Source organism: Bacteroides sp. ET71 (assembly GCF_023336905.1).
In the GTDB taxonomy this organism is placed as follows: domain Bacteria; phylum Bacteroidota; class Bacteroidia; order Bacteroidales; family Bacteroidaceae; genus Bacteroides.
In genome coordinates, this window is record NZ_JAMBLS010000026.1 from 1 (window position 1) to 20,385 (window position 20,385).

19 protein-coding genes are annotated in these 20,385 nt (G+C 54.5%); 1 reads left to right on the forward strand and 18 read right to left on the reverse strand.

Going from position 1 to position 20,385, the window contains the following annotated elements; translation table 11 throughout:
* The 13 genes from M3090_RS12050 to polA form a co-directional block, all read right to left on the reverse strand.
* Positions 1–1,334, reverse strand: a 1,334-nt coding sequence (locus M3090_RS12050; protein WP_249056577.1) for a SusC/RagA family TonB-linked outer membrane protein, incomplete at its 3' end; no start/stop codon positions are given.
* A gap of 339 nt (positions 1,335–1,673) precedes the next feature.
* Positions 1,674–2,381 (reverse strand): SGNH/GDSL hydrolase family protein, encoded by a 708-nt coding sequence (locus tag M3090_RS12055; protein ID WP_249056580.1) that lies wholly within the window; start codon positions 2,379–2,381, stop codon positions 1,674–1,676.
* Positions 2,382–2,399: 18 nt separating this feature from the next.
* Positions 2,400–3,860: a glycoside hydrolase family 125 protein gene (locus M3090_RS12060; RefSeq protein WP_249056583.1), complete on the reverse strand. Its 1,461-nt coding sequence runs from the start codon at positions 3,858–3,860 to the stop codon at positions 2,400–2,402.
* Positions 3,861–3,880: 20 nt separating this feature from the next.
* Positions 3,881–5,092, reverse strand: a complete 1,212-nt coding sequence (locus tag M3090_RS12065; protein ID WP_249056585.1) for a glycoside hydrolase family 76 protein — start codon at positions 5,090–5,092, stop codon at positions 3,881–3,883.
* Positions 5,093–5,325: 233 nt separating this feature from the next.
* Complete coding sequence (locus M3090_RS12070; RefSeq protein WP_249056586.1) at positions 5,326–6,219, reverse strand: prolipoprotein diacylglyceryl transferase; 894 nt, start codon at positions 6,217–6,219, stop codon at positions 5,326–5,328.
* A 12-nt stretch (positions 6,220–6,231) separates the two neighbouring features.
* Positions 6,232–7,146, reverse strand: coding sequence for a ketopantoate reductase family protein (locus M3090_RS12075; RefSeq protein ID WP_249056589.1), 915 nt, complete (start codon positions 7,144–7,146; stop codon positions 6,232–6,234).
* Between the two features lie 17 nt (positions 7,147–7,163).
* On the reverse strand, positions 7,164–7,745 hold the full coding sequence (locus tag M3090_RS12080) for an ORF6N domain-containing protein (protein WP_249056591.1): 582 nt from the start codon (positions 7,743–7,745) through the stop codon (positions 7,164–7,166).
* A 47-nt stretch (positions 7,746–7,792) separates the two neighbouring features.
* A complete protein-coding gene (locus tag M3090_RS12085; RefSeq protein ID WP_249056593.1) occupies positions 7,793–8,599 on the reverse strand; it encodes a carboxypeptidase-like regulatory domain-containing protein in 807 nt (268 codons plus the stop codon).
* Complete coding sequence (rhuM, locus tag M3090_RS12090; protein WP_249056595.1) at positions 8,596–9,438, reverse strand: RhuM family protein; 843 nt, start codon at positions 9,436–9,438, stop codon at positions 8,596–8,598. Before rhuM ends, M3090_RS12085 begins: the two co-directional genes overlap by 4 nt.
* 120 nt (positions 9,439–9,558) lie before the next feature.
* A complete protein-coding gene (gene ychF / locus M3090_RS12095; protein WP_249056597.1) occupies positions 9,559–10,662 on the reverse strand; it encodes a redox-regulated ATPase YchF in 1,104 nt (367 codons plus the stop codon).
* A gap of 254 nt (positions 10,663–10,916) precedes the next feature.
* Positions 10,917–11,186 carry a hypothetical protein gene (locus M3090_RS12100; protein WP_249056600.1) on the reverse strand — a complete coding sequence of 90 codons (270 nt, stop codon included), beginning with the start codon at positions 11,184–11,186 and terminating at the stop codon, positions 10,917–10,919.
* 159 nt (positions 11,187–11,345) lie between these two features.
* Entirely contained in the window at positions 11,346–11,744 is a 399-nt protein-coding gene (locus M3090_RS12105; RefSeq protein WP_249056602.1) for a DUF3836 domain-containing protein, read from the reverse strand.
* A gap of 273 nt (positions 11,745–12,017) precedes the next feature.
* Positions 12,018–14,855 (reverse strand): DNA polymerase I, encoded by a 2,838-nt coding sequence (polA, locus tag M3090_RS12110; protein ID WP_249056604.1) that lies wholly within the window; start codon positions 14,853–14,855, stop codon positions 12,018–12,020.
* Positions 14,856–14,942: 87 nt separating this feature from the next.
* Between polA and M3090_RS12115 the strand changes: the two genes are divergently transcribed.
* Complete coding sequence (locus M3090_RS12115; protein ID WP_249056605.1) at positions 14,943–15,917, forward strand: polyprenyl synthetase family protein; 975 nt, start codon at positions 14,943–14,945, stop codon at positions 15,915–15,917.
* A 93-nt stretch (positions 15,918–16,010) separates the two neighbouring features.
* Here the strand turns inward: M3090_RS12115 and deoC are convergent, their stop codons facing one another.
* The 5 genes from deoC to M3090_RS12140 form a co-directional block, all read right to left on the reverse strand.
* Entirely contained in the window at positions 16,011–16,913 is a 903-nt protein-coding gene (gene deoC, locus M3090_RS12120) for a deoxyribose-phosphate aldolase (protein WP_249056608.1), read from the reverse strand.
* The gene (locus M3090_RS12125) at positions 16,900–17,241 is read right to left on the reverse strand and encodes a nucleotide pyrophosphohydrolase (RefSeq protein ID WP_249056610.1); all 342 of its coding nucleotides are present in this window, start codon (positions 17,239–17,241) and stop codon (positions 16,900–16,902) included. Before M3090_RS12125 ends, deoC begins: the two co-directional genes overlap by 14 nt.
* A complete protein-coding gene (dtd, locus tag M3090_RS12130; RefSeq protein ID WP_249056611.1) occupies positions 17,241–17,693 on the reverse strand; it encodes a D-aminoacyl-tRNA deacylase in 453 nt (150 codons plus the stop codon). Before dtd ends, M3090_RS12125 begins: the two co-directional genes overlap by 1 nt.
* A 193-nt stretch (positions 17,694–17,886) precedes the next feature.
* Complete coding sequence (uvrC, locus tag M3090_RS12135) at positions 17,887–19,737, reverse strand: excinuclease ABC subunit UvrC (protein ID WP_249056612.1); 1,851 nt, start codon at positions 19,735–19,737, stop codon at positions 17,887–17,889.
* Between the two features lie 96 nt (positions 19,738–19,833).
* Positions 19,834–20,358 (reverse strand): adenine phosphoribosyltransferase, encoded by a 525-nt coding sequence (locus tag M3090_RS12140; protein WP_249056613.1) that lies wholly within the window; start codon positions 20,356–20,358, stop codon positions 19,834–19,836.
* Between the last annotated feature and the right edge of the window lie 27 nt (positions 20,359–20,385).

Here is a 20,385-nt window from a genome sequence, read left to right on the forward strand (position 1 = left end):
AGACCTTCGGTAATGAAGTCCAGTTTTTGTTCGATATCCAGCACCGTGTTCAACGTGTTGTAGTTCTCTTCTTTGTATTCCTTGAGCATTTCCGCGTAAGGATTCGTATATCTTTCGTTACCGGAGATAATATCGTTACCGAAGCGGATGTGCGTGTCTCCCGGTTGTGCCGGATAGGTAGCGGGGAACAAAACGGGTGCTACATCGCGTGCATAGCCCCAAAGGTCGCTGGTAGAATAGTTAGGGCCTTTCAGCTTACCGATTTGGGCGTTCATGCGCAGGCCGACCTTCGTAGAAGGAGTCAGGTTGTACTTCAGGTTATTTTGGAAGATGTAGTTCCAACGGTTGATGTTGGTGTCGTAAGAGTACGTTTTGGGCGCATTCAGCATACCGGTATCGTGGTTGGCCTGGATGCTCATGTAGTACGTGATTTTAGAACCACCGCCCGATACGTTTACGTTGGCGCGTTCGTTCCAAGTATGATTCTTGAACATTACGTCGTACCAATCTACATTCGGATAGCGATAAGGGTATTGACCGCTGCGCGTCAGGTCAATGTCTTCCTGCGTATAACGGGCAGAACCACCGCGTGCCATAGAGGCTTCGTTGTAGATCTCCATCCAGCGGCCGCCGTCTACGAACTCTACCATGTTGACCGGTTGGGTCAGTGAAGCTTCTACCGTCACATTCACCTTGGCACGCTGGTTGATTTCACCGTCTTTCGTGGTAACCAGCATGACGCCGTTGGCACCGCGCGCACCGTAGATGGCTGTGGCCGAGGCATCCTTCAAGACAGAAAAACTGGCAATCGTCTCAGCGGGGATGCGGTCAAGGTCGGCTGCCGAGATTTCCACTCCGTCCAACAGGATGAGAGGCGTAGCCACACCGCCGAAGGTGCTGATACCGCGGATGTAGAAGGAAGAGGTTGAACCGGGTTCACCGCTGTTGGCGAAGGACATCACACCGGCCAGTTTACCGGCAATGCTGTTGGTCAGAGAAGAACTGGGAGCACGTAATACAGAGCCTTCTACCGAAGTGATGGCACCTGTAACAGAGATCTTTTTCTGCGTACCAGCACCGACAACAACGACTTCACTCAGCATTTCGTTGTCGCTGACCATGCGTACGTTCAGTTCACCTTGGTCAGTCACGTAGAAACTTTGGGTTTTGTAGCCGATGTAGCTGATTTCTATCGTCATGCTTTCTCCTGCGGGAATGGACAATGAGAAGTGGCCGTTCACGTCACTGACTACTCCGCTTGTGGTATCTTTAATCTTGATGCTCGCACCGATGATGGGCGTTCCGTCGGCATCATCTACGATGGTACCTACCAAGGTTCTTGTTCTTTTGTTTTGCTGAACGTCAAAGTTTGTATTTGTAGTGTTACCGACAATGTTTGTCAGTTTTTGCCCTGCCGATACGTTTTCATCGGCCATACTTGGCATTGGATAAGCCAATAAGCATAATAGCGGATATTTCAACCACCATGCTTTCCTGAAACGATGTTCATTTTTCATGCTCATTAGAGTAATTTTGAAGTTTGAGATAAATTAGTAATAAACTTTTGGTTAATTCTTTATTATGATTTCGTAACTTTTGGCGTCTTTCCTTATAAAAGGATTTTGCTCCGTTTCAATGAAACGGAAACATATAAGTTGTACAATGACTCTTTGCTACGGTTCTAGAACTCGTTCGATGGCAGGCTTTATCAGTGCCTCCATTACTTTGTATCCTTCTTCCGTCGGGTGAACTCCATCGTTGGAGTAAGCGGGGTTGAGTGCCTTGTTTTCCCCATAGACCATCGCTTGATAATAGTCTACATAGGGGATGTGATGCTCTTCTGCATATTCCCTGACCCGTGCATTGAGCGAGGCTATCTTGGCGGCGGCGTCCTTGATGCGGGGATTCCAGCCGAAGGCAGCGGCAGGCAGGGTGGAGGTGAGTATGACTTTGATCTGGTGGGCTTGCGCCAGTTCGACCATCGACAAGATATTGCCGAAGGTGTAGTCTTCGTTGTAAGGACCTGCATTTTCGGCTACGTCGTTGGTGCCGGCATTAATGACCACTAAGGCGGGCGAAAGGTTGATGACATCTTCGCGGAAACGGAGCAGGAATTGGTAGGAAGTCTGTCCACCTATGCCGCGGCCGATGTAGTTGTTTTCCGTAAAGAAGGAGGGGCGTTGGCTTACCCACCATTCTGTGATGGAGTTGCCCATAAATACGACGCGTTTCTCTTTCTTGCCGGGTTGGGGCAGTTCCTTGTTGGCCTGGGCGTAGCGTTGCAGTCCGGCCCATTCTATGTTTTGGGCCTGCCCTTCTGCCCATGCGAAGCACAGGCAGAGGAGGACGAGGCAGATATAATGCGATGAATTCTTTTTCATGGTCTTTGATGAAGTGTTTTACAGATTGTTTAATAAGTCTACTTTCCCTTCGTTTACAAGTTTCAGTATAAGTTCTCCGAAGAGAGTGTTCTGCCAGGCGAACCAAGCGCGGGTGAACTTGGCGGGATTGTCCTTGTGGAAGGATTCGTGCATGAATCCGGTGCCTGCATCGGTGTTCATCAGGGTGCGGATACACCATTTTATCTCTTCGTCATCCTGGCTGGTGAAGGCTTTCATCATGATGCTCATGGGCCAAATCATATCGTAGCCTATGTGGGGACCGCCTATGCCTTCGCCGGCTGTTCCTTTGAAGAAATAAGGGTTGCTCTCGCTCCATACGAAGCGGCGGGTGTTCTGATAGATGGGGTCGTTGATGTCTACGTCACCCAGGTAGGGCATGGCCAGGAGACTGGGAACGTTGGCGTCATCCATCAGCATGTGGTTGCCGAAACCGTCGACTTCGAACGCGTAGATGGGGCCGAATTCCGGGTGTTGGTAGACGGCGTATTTCTTGAGGGCGGCTTCTACTTCGTCGGCCAGGGCGGTACATTCCTGGGCAAGCTTCTTGTTGTTGTTTACTTCAGTCAGAATTTCGGCAGCCTTACGCAGCGAGGTGACGGCGAAGAAGTTGGACGGCACGAGGAACTGGAAGGTGGTGGCATCGTCTGAGGGACGGAAAGAGGAAACGATGAGGCCTACGGGATTGACCGGGGCGCCAAGTCCGTCGTTGTTCAGCGTGTCGAGGGCTCGTTCGGTTTTGCGCGTGAAGCGGTAAGGGCCGTTGCCGTCTTTGCGTTGCTGCTCTTTGAAGGTCTTCAGGATGTTGGTGATGGCTTGTATCCAGTCGGCATCGAAGACGCTGGCGTCACCTGTCACTTTCCAGTATTGGTAGGCCAGGCGCAGGGGGTAGCATAGCGAGTCAATCTCCCATTTGCGTTCGTGCAGCTCGGGCTTCATGTCGGTGCCGTCTGTCATCCATTCGCCACCTGTGGGGCCGTCGTTGTATCCGTTGGCGTAGGGGTCGATGTTGATGCAGAGGAACTGACGGCGGATGACGCCTTCGAGCATCTTTTTCAGCTCAGGGTCTTGGTTGGCCAGTTGGACGTAGGGCCAGACTTGTGCACCCGAATCGCGCAGCCACATGGCATGGATGTCGCCGGTGTAGACGAAGGTGTCGGGTTTCCCGTTGCGTTCGCGGTAGTGTACGGTGGTGTCCAGCGTGTTGGGGAAGCAGTTTTCGAACATCCAGGCCAGTTTGGGGTTGGTGAGCATCTGCTTGACCCGTTTGATTTCTGCTTCGACGGCGGGCGAGACGTACAGGCGGTCTTTCACTGCCGGACGGTTTGTTTTATAGGCCGCTGTCTGTTGCGCGTGGTTTACGACTGCGGTGTTGTCTTGTTTCAAGACCAGTTCGGTGGCTTTTATGCCGTTCGGCAGACAGAGCAGAGCCAGGCCGAACAGACTGAAGGATTTTTTCATTTTGTGTATCTTTAGTTATGTTAGAGGGCGCTTTCTTGCGTAATCCCGGCCAGGCGCGCGTACATCTCGACCATCGCTGCCTGTGTGAGCAACCACTTGCGGCTGTCTTGGGTTTTGCCGCTGAAGTCGGTGTTGAACAGGCCTTGTTCGTCGCGTGCATGGTTCCAGGCATAGTCCAGGCTTTGGTGGAAGGCGGCGAGGTATTCCGGGTTGTGGTCGGTTTTCCAGAGTTCAATGAAGCCGCGCAGCATAACGGCTGTGAACCATACGTCGCCTTTCTTCAGCAGACGGAAGGGTTGTCCGCCTTCCGGGGTGTATTCGCAGAAGAAGTAGTTGTAGCAGGCTTTTGCCAGGTTTTGGGCATCGGTCAGGTACTTGGGCTGGCCGGTAATCTGGTGAAGCAGGGCGGCTGCCTGCATCATCTGTCCGCTGTTGTAAGCGAATTTGGCGTAACCTATTTTCCCGTCCAGGGCCATGTTGTCGAAATACAGGTAGTCCGTTGTGTCTTGCAGGTGGGTTTGCGTCCATTCATACAATGCTTTCCCTTGTGCCAGGTAGCTGCTGTCTTGTGTGGCGCGGAACAGTTTCAGGGCAAAGACTGAGGCTGGCGCGTTGGAGCATGTGTTTTTGGATTCTTTCTTTTGCTCGCACCAGTAGATGCCTCCGCCCAGTTGCTCGTCCATGCCGCTTTCGATGAACTTCCAGATGGTTTGCGCCTTTTGCAAATACTTCTTCTCGTCCGGGCATTGCGTATAAAGATCGGTGAAGTCGATGCCCAGCCAGATGTTGTCATCGTAGAAACGGTCGGACTGTGGGGCGGTGTGGATGTACGAGGCGTAGGCTTCGGGCTGTCGGCGCGTATCGCGGTATTCTTCCAGTCCCGGCAGGACGCGTTGCTCCAGCAAGTCTTTGTAGCGGCTGTCGCCGGTGGCTTCCAGCAGAGCGTTTACGGCAGAGAAGCTTCCGGAGTAGGGCCACAGATACGAGAACGGATTGGGACCTCCTGTCGGTTGTGTGGCCAGGTAGGTGGCGGTGTAGTCGCCGAATCCTGAGGGGTAATTTTCGCGCAGCAGGCATGAGCCTTCCACGGAGTAATGTGTATATAGCGAATCAAGTGTTTGTGCGGCCCGGGATAATTCCGGGTTCTGGACAGCCGGTTCCGATTGGCAGGCTGTGGTTAGACTGATGGCGACGCATGCAGTCGCAGATAGTGTCATTAAAAAGTTTTTCATGAGGATGTCTTTGTGCGTTTCTTTTTTGTTTTTCCGTTTGCGAAGATAAGTGCATAGCGCCAAAATATTTGTACGATTCTCTGCCATTTTTGTGTTAGTTTTTGCCATAAGGACTGTTTTAATACAATTTTGGCAGGGAATCGTACAAAAAACGAAAGCTCCGTCCCTCCGTGCAGCTTGGCGGACGGAGAAACGGAGCTTGTCAGGATTTGTCAGACTTCGGTGTCTGTCTCTTATTTTTTCTTTTCGTAGAAGAACATGCAGTACACTCCGACCAGTATGAACGGGATGCTGAGCCATTGGCCCATGTTCAGAGTCATGCTTTGTTCGAATGCCACTTGGTCGGCTTTCAGGAATTCGATGAAGAAGCGGAAGGTGAAAATCTCCGTCAGGCATAGTCCGAAATAAAAACCGCGTCGGTGTGGCCAGGCAGCGGGCAGAGCAGCCACCGACTTTTTGTCCATGCCGATGATTTCAGTTCTCCTTAGCCGGATGCCGCGGCGGTAGAGATACATCATGCCCAGAAAGAAGATGAAGTAGGCGATGGCTTCGTACAGTTGTCCCGGGTGGCGGGGCAGTGTGTCCACGCGTTCGAACACGAAAGCCCAGGGCACCGAGGTGGGATTGCCTATGATTTCCGAGTTCATCAGGTTGGCCAGGCGGATGCAGCAGGCGCAGATGGGGGTGGCCACGGCGATGATGTCCAACACGTCCATGAAGTGCATCCGTGTCTTGCGGCAGTAGAACCAAAGCGCGATGGCCAGTCCCAGCGTGCCCCCGTGGCTGGCCAAGCCTTTGTAGCCTATCCATTCCCAACCGCCGTCCGGCAGGAACTTAATGGGGAGAATCATTTCGAAGAACGGTTTCACGCCGCTCAGGTAATACTCCGGCTGGTAGAACAGGCAGTGCCCCAGGCGGCAACCGACCAGGATGCCCACGAAGCAATAGATGAAAAGCGGGTCGAACTTGTCGTCGCCAATCTTCAAGTCGCGGTATTCGCGTTTCGCTATCAGGTACGAGCAGGCGATGCCCACTACCCAAAGCAGGCTGTAATAGAGGATGGGGAACCCGAACAGATGGAAAAATGTCGGGTCGGGATTCCAATGAATGTAAAGTAGTAAGTCCATTGTAATGAGGGATTAAGAATGATGAGTAAATTTCTGTGCCACGAGGCGGTATGTCGGGATGTCTACGCCGTGCGCTTCGGCTGCATCTATCAGGTCGAACAGCAGGCCTTGCACCTCGCTTTCGTGTCCGCGAGCCAGGTCTTTCTGCATGGAAGCGGTGCTGTGCGGGTCCAGTTTGTCCATCACCATCAGGTTGTATTCCACCAGGTTGTCCGGGATGTCGATGCCCAACTTCCGGCCCAGCTCGGCGCTTTCGCGGGACAGGCCGATGAACGTGTCCCTGACCTGGCCGGGCTTTTGCACCTCGCCCATCGGCACGTCGTAGTACGCGCCTGTCACTGCCATCGCGGAGATGAACGACCACTTCACAAACGTGTCGCGGTCGATGTCGTCAGACAAGTCGGCTTTGATACCGCTCTCTTCGAGGTCGTGTTTCACGGCTTCCAACCTTTCGCGGGACACTTGAGTGCCCCGGTGTGCGCCGTAGACCAGACGGAATATCCGTCCCATCTGCGTGATTTCTCCCTTGCCGCTGACGAAGCCCACGATGTAGATGCAGCCGTCGAGTACTGTCACACCGGGCACCAGGCTCTGGATGCGCGGCCCTGTGCCGTAGACGTTGAGGATGGGTATCACCACCGTGTCGGGCTTTGCGGCCCGGCGGATAAGGTCTGTAATGGAGTCGACGGAGTAGCCCTTCACACAGACGAAGATGACGTCGGCTTTGCCCGTGTATTCTTCGGCCGTGCAGGCGGGGATGTGGAGGGTGTGTTCGCCCTTCAGGTCGCTGTGCAGGCGCAAACCGTGCGTGCGGATGGCGGCGAGGTGTTCCCCGCGGGCGATGCACGCCACGTCTTTCCCGGCCAGTGCCAGGAAGGCGGCAATCGAGCCGCCTACGCCTCCAGTTCCTGCGATTAAGTAGTTCATAGTGCTCTTTTTAGTAGTTATTGTTTGGGTTTAATGAATCCGATGGGGTTGCGTGGTTCGTCGGCACGTCGTTTGGCTGCTTGCAGTTCGGCCAGCGCCTGGTTGATAAGTTCCAGTTGCGTGCGGGTGTCCTCGTTGATGTCGTTCTGGTCGGTGAAGACTTCCTCCATGTATTCCTTCAGTTCCTGCACGTCGTGTTCCAGCTTCTCGATGCGTTCGGCGGGCGAAGTGGTGAAGGTTGTGTTCGATACCATTTGGCGTACGGCTACGAAAGTGCGCATGATGGCTATGTTTACTTCGATGGCTGTATCGCTGTTGAGTATGGAAGAGAGCATAGCCACACCTTGTTCGGTGAAAGCGAAAGGAAGTTTGCGGGTTCCTCCCCAACTTGAAGTCACAAATTGTGATCTCAAGTTAGTCCATTCATCTTTGCTTAGTTGAAACATAAAGTCCGAAGGAAACCGTTTGATATTGCGTTTTACGGCTTGGTTGAGAACGCGTGTTTCTATCTGATATAGTTCGGCTAAGTCAGCATCAAGCATCACTTGTTGATTTCTTATGATGTGTATCCGTTGTTGAATGATAAGGGTTGGTAGCATAGGGTATCTCAGATTAGCGGATTGTTAACAATTTTATTCTGTCACTTTTACTTCACATACTCCTCCTTTTCCATATAATATAGTCCTTCGCCCCGGTCGCCGTTATCCAAGTCCTCCAGCTCCACCTTGAAGACGTGGTAGGGCAGGGTGGTTGCACGCTTGGGGCGGTCTACCGTGAGCAGATAGGCATTGGTGTAGTATCCGGCGAAGAGATATAATTGGACGGACTGTTTGTGCAGCACGCCGACCTGCTCTCCGTCTATCCATACCGTGGCTTTCAACTGGTCAATAGATGGGCCGAAGGGCACATACGTAGCCTTATCGCTCAGCGGTTCCTGCTGTATGTTCCGGAGGTCTTTTCCGGCTGTCAGCAGGTCGGGATGCTCTTTCAGGGCCTTCCGTATGCGTGTCAGTCCTTGCGGTTGTACGAAAACCTGGTACGCAGGCACGCTGCCGGGGATGCGGAAAGCGCGTATGCCGTAGGCTTCCATACGATGGTAGTGTATGTCGAGGGTTGTGTCGCGGTCGGCGATGAAGTCCCATGCCCAAAACTCGAGCCTTTGGTCGGCATCTGCCACGTGGGTGGGTGCCGTGTGCAGGTAGCGTCCGAAGTCGACGGCTGCCATGCTTTGGTATTTCCCTTTGGGGATGCGGGCGGTGTAGCGTCCGTCTGAGTCTGTATGGGCTTGTGCGGCAACGCGGAAGTCCTTGTATTGCCAGACGAGGGTGGTGCTGTCCTGCGGCCGCCCTTCGTAGTCGGTCACCTGCCCGCTGATGGTCACCGAGTCCCGGCTTTGTGCTCGACTGGCGGTAGCGGCCAGCAGAAGTGAGAGGAGGAAGAGAAGCTGTTTCATACGGGTGATGTTTGAATACGGTCAAGCAGTTCTTTCACATCGAGGTGCAGCCGGGCGAAGGCGAACCACTTTTTCCCCAGGTCTTTCAGCGAGGCGCCTATGTGATAGACGTCCGTGTCGATGAGCAGGAAGCGGTCGTGCGCTTGCTTGTATTCGGCCAGCTCAATGGGAGGATACTCTTCGTTGTGCCTTTTCAGGTCGAGCTGCAAGCGTTTGTCGACCTTGGCCGTATAGACAGTGGCCGTGACTCCTTCTCCGCGTTTGCTGAGCATGAGCAGGGTGCTTTCGTTCACGTAGTTATCTATCAGGACGACGCTCTTCCGCGCCGACTTTATCAGGTCTGCGGCAAAGGCGTAGGCGTCGAATATTTGGCCATCGAAGAAGATCCCCTCCGAGGGCGGCAGGGACGTGCGGACGAAGAACTCGATTTTCTCGGAATGGTCGGCCACGGTCTTCTCCAGCCGTTCGAGGCGTTGGTTGATGGCGTAGCCCCGGAGCAGGTAGTCTTTCAGCACCTTGTTCGCCCACTGGCGGAACAGAGTGGCGTTCTTGCTGTTGACGCGGTAACCGACAGAGAGTATGGCATCCAGATTGTAGGTCTTTGTCTTGTACATCTTGCCATCTGCCGCAGTTAGTTCCAAAATGGAACACACTGCATCTTCCTTCAGTTCCTCGCTGTTGAAGATGTTCTTCAAGTGCTTGCTTATGGCTTGCCTGCCCGTGCCGAACAACTCGGCGATTTGTGCTTGTGTCAGCCAGACGGTTTCTCCTTTTAGGCGAACTTCCAGTTTGACGCTTTTATCGGGCTGGTAGAGTATGATCTCATTTTCATTGTCCATCTGAATGGTGTCCAATTAAGTGGTGAATGGATGGAAGATTGTTTTCTCCGGCGAAGTTGCAAAGGCATCTTACAGCTTCGCCGGAGGGTATCAACAGAGGTTTATGGACTCTGTCTTTCCTTAGACATTGAACCGGAAGTGCATGATGTCGCCGTCCTGCACCACGTAGTCTTTGCCTTCGACGGCCAGTTTGCCGGCCTCGCGCACGGCCGCTTCAGAGCCGTATTTGATGTAGTCGTCATACTTGATAACCTCGGCGCGGATGAAGCCCTTTTCGAAGTCGGTGTGAATGACGCCGGCGCACTGCGGTGCTTTCCAACCTTTGTGGTATGTCCAGGCCTTTACTTCCATCTCGCCGGCGGTGATGAACGTCTCCAGGTTCAGCAGACGGTAGATGGCTTTGATGAGGCGGTTGCAGCCGCTCTCCTCGAGGCCCAGGTCTTCGAGGAACATTTGCTTCTCCTCGTAGGTCTCCAGCTCGGCGATGTCTGCCTCGGTCTGGGCGGAGATAATCATCAGTTGGGCGTCTTCGTCCTTGATGGCTTCGCGCACTTGTTCGACGTAGGCGTTGCCTGTGGCGGCGGCAGTGTCGTCGACGTTGCAGACGTAGAGCACGGGTTTGGTGGTGAGGAGGAACATCTGTCGGGCACATGTCTCCTCGTCTTCATTCTCCGGGGTGACGGTGCGGGCGCTGCGGCCTTGCTCCAGGGCTTCCTTGTAGCGGAGCAGGAGGCCGTACTCCGTCTTGGCCTGCTTGTCGCCGCCCACCTTGGCCTGTTTTTCGACGCGCTTGATGCGGTTCTCCACCGTTTCCAGGTCTTTGAGCTGGAGTTCGGTGTCGATGATTTCCTTGTCGCGCACGGGGTTCACCGAGCCGTCCACGTGGACGATGTTGCCGTTGTCGAAGCAGCGCAGCACGTGGATGATGGCGTCACACTCGCGGATGTTGCCCAGGAACTGGTTGCCCAGTCCTTCGCCTTTGCTGGCGCCTTTGACCAGTCCGGCGATGTCCACGATGTCGCACACGGCGGGCACGATACGTCCCGGGTGGACGAGTTCAGCCAACCGGGTCAGTCGTTCGTCGGGTACGGACACTTGCCCCATCTGGGCGTCGATAGTACAAAAAGGAAAGTTCGCTGCCTGCGCCTTTGCGCTGGACAGGCAGTTGAAAAGAGTAGATTTCCCCACGTTGGGGAGACCCACGATACCTGCTTTTAATGCCATAGCGTATGTATTTTATTATTCTATATGTATGCTGGTTTATCCGCGCAAAGTTACTCATTTATCGGACATACGCCAAGCAATCTGCCGTTTTGCTGCCCGTGCCCGTTCCGGAGGCGTCGGAATGTCCCCGGAAAAGGCTGTTGCTTCTTCCGGACACGGGGCACGCTTCCTCCGGACAAGGGCCGCGCTTCTTCCGGACGTGGGGCAAGGGGCTGACGCACGCTCTCCGCAGGTCCGGTACGGGGCGGTTGTTGTCAGGCCGGTGCGGTGGCTGTCACCTTCATGGCGTAGTAGACCACGAAGAAGGCGATGCAGAAGAAAGAGAAGCCGATGCGGAAGGGCATGCCTTGCGGGGCTTCGGACTTGTGGCGGCGGTAGAAGCGCAGCATCTTCACGGTGAAGTAGAACGAGACCAGGGCGGCCAGCAGGGCTACGTGCATCAGCGACGTGTAGCCCAGATAGTGCGAAGCGCCAAGCAGCAGGTAGCACAGCAGATTGAGGTAGGAGGCGATAACGTAGTTCATCGGGACAAAAAATTGTTTAGAGTTTGACAGGGCAAAAATACGCTTTTGTCGGGAAAAATCCGCTGTTTCGGAGGCAGAAAAAAAGCCGGGATGCATCACGCACCCCGGCTTTCGTCTGTTATCAAAAGGGTTTTTGGTTATTGTTAGGAGTATCTTCGCTCATTGGGCGGTAGCAGTGCTTTCCATCGTCACCGTCATTTCCGGCACAAGAATGTATTGTCCCTTGCCTTCGTTCCACTGATAGTAAGTGGTGGTGATGTGGTTGCCTTCGTAGGCATAACGCATGCACATGTCTTTCTGCCATTGGTCGCTCTGTGCGTCCCATTTCATGGCTTCACTCATAGTCAGGCGGTTCTGTTCGTCATACGTGTAGTTGTACTTCATGTAGTTGGCCAGTCCGCTGCCGTCAGCTTTGTAGATGGTTTCAGCTACCTTCAGACCGTTTGCTACTTCCGAATTGTAAAACAGGTTTGAATCGTTCTCCGCGGAGAGCGTCACGGTGCTCAACAGAAACAGTGCCGATGCACACAAGCTTTTTAGCAGGTTCTTTGCTTTCATAGTTGTTGTTGTTTTTAGGCGTTAAACTTTCTTTTTGTCTATCAATCGTTCCAGATTGCGCTGCAAAAGTACGTCTCTTATTCGGAATAGCCAACTGTTTCTGGTTTAAAATGTGTCAATATGTCAAACAGGGTTGCCGTCCTTTTCCTATCCTTCTGCCAACTCCAAGGGGCAAAAAAATATCCGCCGGGCGTTCCGGCGGATAAGACGGCGAACAGCTTGCACAGTGTTTGTGCGGCATGCCTTGCTTTCTGATTGTAAGTTAAAGTTTGTTTAATGGGCTTCCAGCCAGTTCGTCCCCCACCCGAAATCGGCCTTCAGAGGCACCAGCATGGGGTAAGCGTTCTCCATTTCTTCGATTACGATTTTCTGTACGATGTCCTTTTCCGCCTCCGGAACACTGAAATTCAGTTCGTCGTGCACCTGCAAAATCATCTTCGCTTTCAGATTGTAAGCTGTGAAGCGTTGGTAGATGCGCGCCATGGCCACCTTGATGATGTCTGCCGCACTGCCCTGTATCGGCGCGTTGATGGCATTGCGTTCTGCATAGCCGCGCACGGTGGCGTTTCGTGAGTTGATGTCCGGCAAGTAGCGCTTGCGGTGGAAGATGGTCTCCACATACCCCTGCGCGCGGGCCACCTCGATGCTCCGCTCCATGTAAGCCTTCACCTTCGGGTACGTGGCGAAATATCCGTCGATAAGTTCCTTCGCCTCCTGCCTGGAGACGCCCATCCGTTCGGCCAGCCCGAAGGTCGATATGCCGTAGATGATGCCGAAGTTGGCCGTTTTCGCCTTGCGGCGCATCTCCGCACTCACTTCGTCTATACTTATTTTATATATCTTGGCTGCCGTGGCCGCGTGGATGTCGTGCCCGCTGCGGAAGGCCTCTATCATGTTTTCGTCGCCGCTCAAGTGCGCCATGATGCGCAGCTCGATCTGCGAATAGTCCGCCGAGAAGAAGCGGCAGCCGTCATCCGGCACAAAAGCCTTACGGATTTCCTTCCCGTCGTCGTCGCGCACCGGTATGTTTTGCAGGTTCGGGTTGCTCGAACTGAGGCGGCCCGTAGCCGTCACCGCTTGGTTGAACGACGTGTGTATGCGCCCCGTCCGCGGGTTGATGAGCAGCGGCAGCGCGTCCACATAAGTGCCCAGCAGTTTCTTGAGGCCGCGGTGCTCCAGTATTTTCCCGACTACTTCGTGTTTTCCCCGCAGGCTTTCCAGTACCTCTTCCGACGTGACATACTGTCCGGTCTTCGTTTTCTTGGGTTTCTCGGCTATCTTCAGTTCATCGAACAACACCTCTCCCACCTGTTTGGGCGAAGCAATGTTGAAGTGCCTTCCTCCGGCCATCCGGTAGATGTCTTGCTCTATTTCGGCCAGACGCGCGGTGAAGTGCCGCGAGGTCTGGCTCAAGGCTTCGGTGTCTATGCGCACCCCGTTGCTTTCGAGGTTTACCAGCACGGGCACCAGAGGCATCTCTATTTCGTAGAACAGTTTGGTGGCATTGTTCTTCTCCAGTTCCTTTTCTAAGATGTGCTTCAGCTTCAGTGTCACATCGGCATCTTCGCAGGCGTAGCGGTAGACGTCGGCGGGCGGCAGGTCGCGCATGGATTTCTGCCCTTTGCCCCGGGCGCCAATCAGTTGGTCGATGTGGATGGTCCGGTAGTGCAGGTAGACTTCTGCCAAGTAATCCATGTTGTGCTTCAATTCCGGTTGCAGCACGTAGTGGGCGAGCATTGTGTCGAACAGCGGCCCGCAGACCCGAACGCCGTAGTTCTGGAGCACCACCATGTCGTACTTGATGTTCTGTCCCACCTTCAGGCACCGGGGATTTTCGTACAGCGGGCGAAGCAAGTCTACTATTCGTTGTGCTTTCTCCCTCTCGTTCGGAATGGCCACGTACCAGGCGCGGTTTTCGGCATCGCTGAAGCTGGCGCCGACCAGCTCGGCTTCCATTGGCTCGGTGCTCGTTGTCTCTGTGTCTATTGCAAGAATTTCGGATGTCAATAACTTTTGAACCAGACGAGCGACATCTTCTTCGGACTCAATGAGTTGGTATTCCGTAACTATGGATTCTAACGTGTCGAGATTTGGATTTTCCGCGTCGCCTGTCCCGTCGGCCGCTAATTTCGCAAACAAATCGCCTTGCGTGGGGACGGGATTTTTGTGTCCTTCGGGGGCTTGGGCAAAAAGCGGGCCGGCGAAGGAGTCTGCCGGGGTGGGGGAGGTTGCGGCGGGTTTGCGCAAGACGCGCTCGGCCAGCGAGCGGAACTCCAGTTCGTCGAAAATCTTGCGCAGTGCTTCGGCATCCGGTTCTTTGAGCGCCAGCATGTCCATGTCCAGCGCGATGGGGACGTCGGTCTTGATGGTAGCCAAGAACTTGGAGAACGTTATCTGTTCGCGGTTGCTCTCTACCTTGGTCTTCAAGGCTCCTTTCAGTTCGTCGGTGTGCTCCAGCAGGTTTTCGATGCTGCCGAACTGGGCAATGAGCTTTTGCGCTGTCTTTTCGCCGACGCCGGGACAGCCCGGGATGTTGTCGGACGCGTCGCCCATCAGGCCCAGCATGTCAATGACCTGGCGGGTGTCGTCTATGGCAAACTTGGCTTTCACTTCGGGGATGCCCATTTTTTCGAATCCGCCGGTGTGTTTGGGCCGGTACATGTAGACGCTGCCGCCCACGAGCTGGCCGTAGTCTTTGTCCGGGGTCATCATGTAGGTCGTAATGCCACGGCGTCCGGCTTCGGTGGCCAAGGTGCCGATGACGTCGTCGGCCTCGAATCCCGGCACCTCCAAGATGGGGATGCGGTAGGCGCGGATGATGTCTTTAATGATGGGCACGGAGAGGCGGATGTCTTCCGGTGTTTCTTCCCGTTGTGCCTTGTATTGTTCGTAGGCTTCGTGGCGGAAGGTGGGGCCGGCGGGGTCGAAGGCGATGCCGATATGGGTGGGCTTCTCTTTCTTCAGCACTTCCTCGAGGGTGTTGACAAAGCCCAGGATGGCCGATGTGTTGAAGCCTTTGGAGTTGACGCGCGGGTTCTTGATGAGCGCATAATACGCACGGTAGATGAGCGCGTAGGCATCCAATAAAAAGAGTTTTTCGGTAGATTCCATTGTTTTTAGTCTTTTTTTCGTGGTAAAAGTACGAAGAAAATACGGTATTACTTGTTTTATTATTACTTTTGTGCTCAAATTAATCATATGAATCGTTCTTCTTTAATAAGTGCGCCTATAAGTAGGGAAATGGAGGAATTTAGGAAGCTGTTCGGCAGTTCCTTGTCCAGTTCCAACCTTTTGTTACAGGAAGTCATCGAGCACATCCGGCAAAAGAACGGGAAGATGATGCGTCCGATGCTGGTGTTGCTCGCGGCCAAGCTGCTGGGCGGGGTGCGCCCGGCTACGTTGTATGCGGCCGTCTCGTTGGAACTGTTGCACACGGCCAGCCTGGTGCACGACGATGTGGTGGACGACAGTACGGAACGGCGCGGGCAACTGTCTGTGAACGCTTTGTTCAACAATAAGGTGGCTGTTCTGACCGGCGATTTCTTACTGGCTACGTCGTTAATTCAGGCCAGCCAGACGAAGAACCTGGCTATCATCGACCTTATTTCGGGGCTGGGGCAGGACTTGGCAGACGGCGAGTTGCTGCAACTGTCGAACGTCAGCAACCAAAGCTTTTCGGAAGAGGTTTATTTCGATGTCATCCGCAAGAAGACGGCTGCGCTGTTTGCTTCGTGTACGAAGGCCGGAGCGTTGTCGGTCGGGGCGGATGAGGCCAAGACGGAGGTTTTGCGTCGTTTTGGCGAATACATCGGCCTGTGTTTCCAGGTGAAGGACGATATTTTTGATTATTACGAGAGCAAGCAGATTGGGAAGCCGACGGGCAACGACATGCTGGAAGGCAAGCTGACGCTGCCGGTGCTGTATGCGCTGAACAGCACGCACGACGAGCGTGCCACGCTGCTGGCCCGGCGCGTGAAGGCGGGACAGGCGACGGCGGAGGAGATAGGCGAGCTGATAGCCTTTACCAAGGAGCATGGCGGCATCGAATATGCCTGGCGGACGATGGACGTTCTCCGCGCGAAGGCGTTGGACTTGCTGGAAGGCGTGCCTGCCGGCGAGGTGAAGGAAGCGCTTACAGCGTACATTGATTACGTGGTGGAGAGGGATAAATAATTGCCACGGAAGGCTGTTCTTTTCTTATATATGATATACCCGGTAGCGGTCGTGATGGACGGTTACCGGGTATTTTTTTGTCGGCCGTAGGGCTTAGAACCACTTCGTCTCTTGGCCCAGGATGTCGCTGAGCAGAAGGTTGGCCAGGCGGCTGGTGCCGAGGCGGAAGTAGAAGTTGTTCAGCCATTCTTCGCCCAAGACTTCGCGGACGATGGTGTAGTAGGTGAGGGCGTCGGCCACCGTGTTCAGTCCGCCGGCGGGCTTGAAGCCTACGCGCCGGCCTGTCTGCTCGTAGTATTCCTTGATGGCGTGGCACATGACGTAGGCGGCTTCGGGCGTGGCGGCGGGCTGCTGCTTGCCGGTGCTGGTCTTGATGAAGTCGGCGCCGGCATACATGGCCAGGATGGAGGCTTTCTTGATATTGGCGGCGGTGCGCAGGGCGCCCGTTTCGAGGATGACTTTCAGGCGGTGTGTCTTGCATGCGTCTTTGATTTCCTCGATTTCGTCGCACATGGCTTCGTAGTCTCCGGCGAGGAACTTGCCTACCGAGATAACGATGTCAATCTCCGTAGCTCCCTCGCTAAGCGCCATGGCTGTTTCGGCAATCTTTACTTCCGTAAAGGTCTGCGAGGAGGGGAATCCGCCGGCCACGCAGGCTATCTGTACGTCTTCGACTTCGAGCGTGTCCCGCACGATTTCGGCGAAGTTGGGGTAGACACAGATGGCGGCCACGTTCTTCAGCTCGGGGTGTTCCTCGTCCAAGCGGTTGACGTTTTGCGTGAAGCGCATGACGCTTTCGTCGTTGTCTTCGCAACGCAGTGTGGTGAGGTCGATGCAGTTGAAGAGGAAGCGTTTCACTTCCGGCGTGTCGTAGCGGTCTCTGTTCTTCTCGATGATTTCCGCTGTCCGGGCGGCCACTTCGGCGTCGTCCAGCAGGATGTCGTACCGGCTGAGGGCGTCGTCGTACTTGCTTTGGGTGGGTTCATTCTTTTCCATCTTGTTCTCTTAGTTTGGGGTTATTCAGGTGCCGGGTTCGGTCCCGGTTGGTTTTCTTTTCGAGGGTGCGGGCGAAGGCTTCGGTCAGGTCTGTGCCTGTCTGGTTGGCCAGGCAGATGAGCACCCAGAGCACGTCGGCCAGTTCTTCGCTGAGGTTGTCTTTCTCGCCTGGTTTGAAGGATTGGTCGCCGTAGCGCCGGGCGACGACGCGGGCCAGTTCTCCCACTTCTTCGGTCAGCACGGCCAGGTTGGTCAGTTCGCTGAAGTAGCGCACGCCGTAGGTGCGTATCCAGTCGTCTACTTGTTTTTGGGCTTCTTCCAGTGTCATTACTCTTTGTTTTTCGTGTCCATGCAGATGGTGACGGGGCCGTCGTTCAGCAGGGTGACTTTCATGTCTGCTCCGAACTGTCCGGTGGCGACGGGCTTGCCCAGGGCGTCTGACAGCGAGCGGCAGAACTGCTCGTACAGCGGGATGGCCGTTTCGGGGCGGGCGGCGCGTATGTACGACGGGCGGTTGCCTTTCTTGGTCGAGGCGTGCAGGGTGAATTGGCTGACGACGAGGATGTCGCCTCCGCTCTCCAGGATGGAGCGGTTCATGACTCCCTGCTCGTCGTCGAAGATGCGCAGGTTGGTTATCTTGCGGCACAGCCAGTCGATGTCTTCCTGCCCGTCGGCCTCTTCGATGCCTACCAGTATGAGCATCCCGGGGCCGATGGCCGACTTTTCCCGTCCGTCGATGACGACGGAGGCGTGGGCGGTGCGTTGTATCACTACTCTCATGTTTCTGTTCTTCTTGGGTCTGTTTTCTATGTGCAAAGATACGAATCTTTTTCGTTGTTTCCGCTTTTTGCGGGCGTCGGGTGGGGTTTTCTTCGGCGTCCGCAGCGGGAGCGGCTCTTGTCCGCAACGGGCACGCTTCTTGTCCGCAGGAAGCACGGCTGTTGTGCGTAAGAGACAAGTACCTGGCAGACTGTTAGTTGCCTTCTCCTTCTTCCCCGTCCGGCTGAGGGTCGTGGAAATAGTCGTGCAGGATGCGTGCCTTGCTTGCCCCCACCACGGCGGCCAGGGTTTCCGGGTCTGCTTCGCGGATGCGTTTCACGCTTTTCAGCTCCTTCAGCAGTGCCGCTTTGGCCTTCGGTCCGATGCCTTTGATGGCGTCCAGTTCCGAAGCAATCTGGCGCTTGCTGCGCTTCTCGCGGTGGAACGTGATGGCATAGCGGTGCACCTCGTCTTGTATCCGTGTCAGCAACTGGAACAGGGGAGAGGTCTGCTTCATGCCGACCACCTGCGGCGGGTCTCCGAACAGCAGCTCCGACGTGCGGTGCCGTCCGTCCTTGGCCAAGCCTGCCACGGGGATGTCCAGCCCAAGCTCGTCCAGCACCTCTTTAACGACGCTCATTTGCCCTTTCCCGCCGTCGGTGATAAGCAGGTCGGGCAGGGGAGTTCCTTCTTCCACAGCGCGCGTGTATTTGCGTCGTACGACTTCCTGCATCGAGGCATAGTCGTCGGGTCCTTCCACCGTCTTGATGTTGTATTTCCGGTAGTCCTTCTTCGACGGCTTCCCTTTGACGAACACCACGCATCCCGCCACGGGGTCGCTGCCTTGCGTGTTCGAGTTGTCGAAACATTCGATGCGGATGGGCATGCGCTCCAAGTGCAGCGCCTCTTGTATTTCTTTCAAAAGACGGGTCGTGCGCTGTTCGGGGTTCAGCTTCTCGGCCTGCTTCAACCGGTCTGCCTTGTACTGTTTCACGTTCAGCACCGACAGCTCCAGCAGCGTCCTTTTGTCGCCCCGTTGCGGCACGGTGAAAACGACGTCTTTCAGCTCAATGTCCGGCAAAAACGGCACGATGATTTCCCTCGAATGGCTCTTGTAACGGTCGCGCATCTCTACAATGCCCAGCGCAAGCAGCTCCTCTTTCGTCTCGTTCAGCCTCTTTTTATACTCGAACGTGAATGCCTGGTTCACCGCCCCGTTCGTGATGTGCAGGTAATTGATGAAAGCGGACTTTCCGTCGCTGTCTTCCTCGATGGAGAAGACATCGATGTTATGCAGCACGTGGCTCACTACTTCCGACTTGGCGCGATAACTCTCAATCAGTAGGTATTTCTCCTTGACCTTCTGCGCTTCTTCAAACTTCAGCTCGGCGGCCAGATTCTGCATCTGCTGGTACAGCATCTGCTCCACTTCGCGTGTGTTCCCTTTCAAGATTTCTTTGATTTGGGCGATGTTCTTCATGTAATCCTCGTGCGACTGCTTCCCGACACAAGGGCCGGCGCAGTTCTTGATGTGATATTCCAGGCAAACCTGGAACTTCCCCGCCCGTATGTTCTCGGGCGTCAGTTGGTGGTGACACGTGCGCAGCGGAAACAGATGCTTGATGAGGTCCAGTAACGCATACATCGTTGGTACGTGGCTGTACGGACCGTAGTAGCTCGAACCGTTTCTGACAATCTTTCTTGTGCGGAAGACGCGCGGAAACCATTCGTTCTGCACACAGATGGACGGGTACGTTTTGTCGTCTTTCAGTAACACGTTGTACCGTGGCTTATACTTCTTGATAAGGTTATTCTCCAGCAGCAGTGCGTCTTCCTCGGTCTTCACCACGATGTAGCGTATGTCGGCAATTTTGCTCACCAGTATGCGCGTCTTTCCCGACTCGTGCTCGCGGTTGAAGTATGACGAGACGCGCCTTTTCAAGTTCTTCGCCTTTCCTACATATATGATGCTTCCCTCGTCGTTCAAGTATTGGTAAATGCCAGGGCTGTCAGGCAGGTTGAGCACAATGCCCCTTAAGTAATCATTGGTCTTTAGTTCGTCCATAGCAAGCGGCAAGTTAAGAGTATATAGGCTTATGATGAGAACGGATTGCCTCTTGGGGCAATCCGTTCCTCCTTTCTCGTAAGTGGTGCTCCTTTCTTATAAGGCCAGCAACGTGTCCAGCGTCACGTCGTCGCCAAATACCTTTCGCCCATTCAGCGCCTTCAGCTCGATGAGGAAGTTGACATACACTTTCTTCGGATGCATCGACTCTACCATCTGGCAGGCCGCCTTCATGGTTCCGCCCGTTGCCAGCAGGTCGTCGTGCATCAGCACCACGTCCGTCTCATCGATGGCGTCCTTGTGTATTTGTATGGTGTCTGTCCCATATTCCTTTTCGTAATTCACCTCGATGGTCTCGGCTGGCAGCTTGCCTGGCTTCCGCACCATAACGAATCCGGCACCCAGCCGTTCCGCCAGGATGCCTCCCAGGATGAATCCGCGCGACTCTATCCCTACCACTTTAGTGATGCCTTTGTCTCGGTATAGCTCGTATAAGCGTTCGCTTACGTCGTGCAACGCTTTCGGATTTTTGAGCAGCGTAGTTACATCATAGAACAGGATACCAGGCTTAGGGTAGTCGGGTATCGTTCGAATGGTCTTTACTAATTCTTCTTTGTTCATAATCAAATGCTTTATGAGGTTTATTCA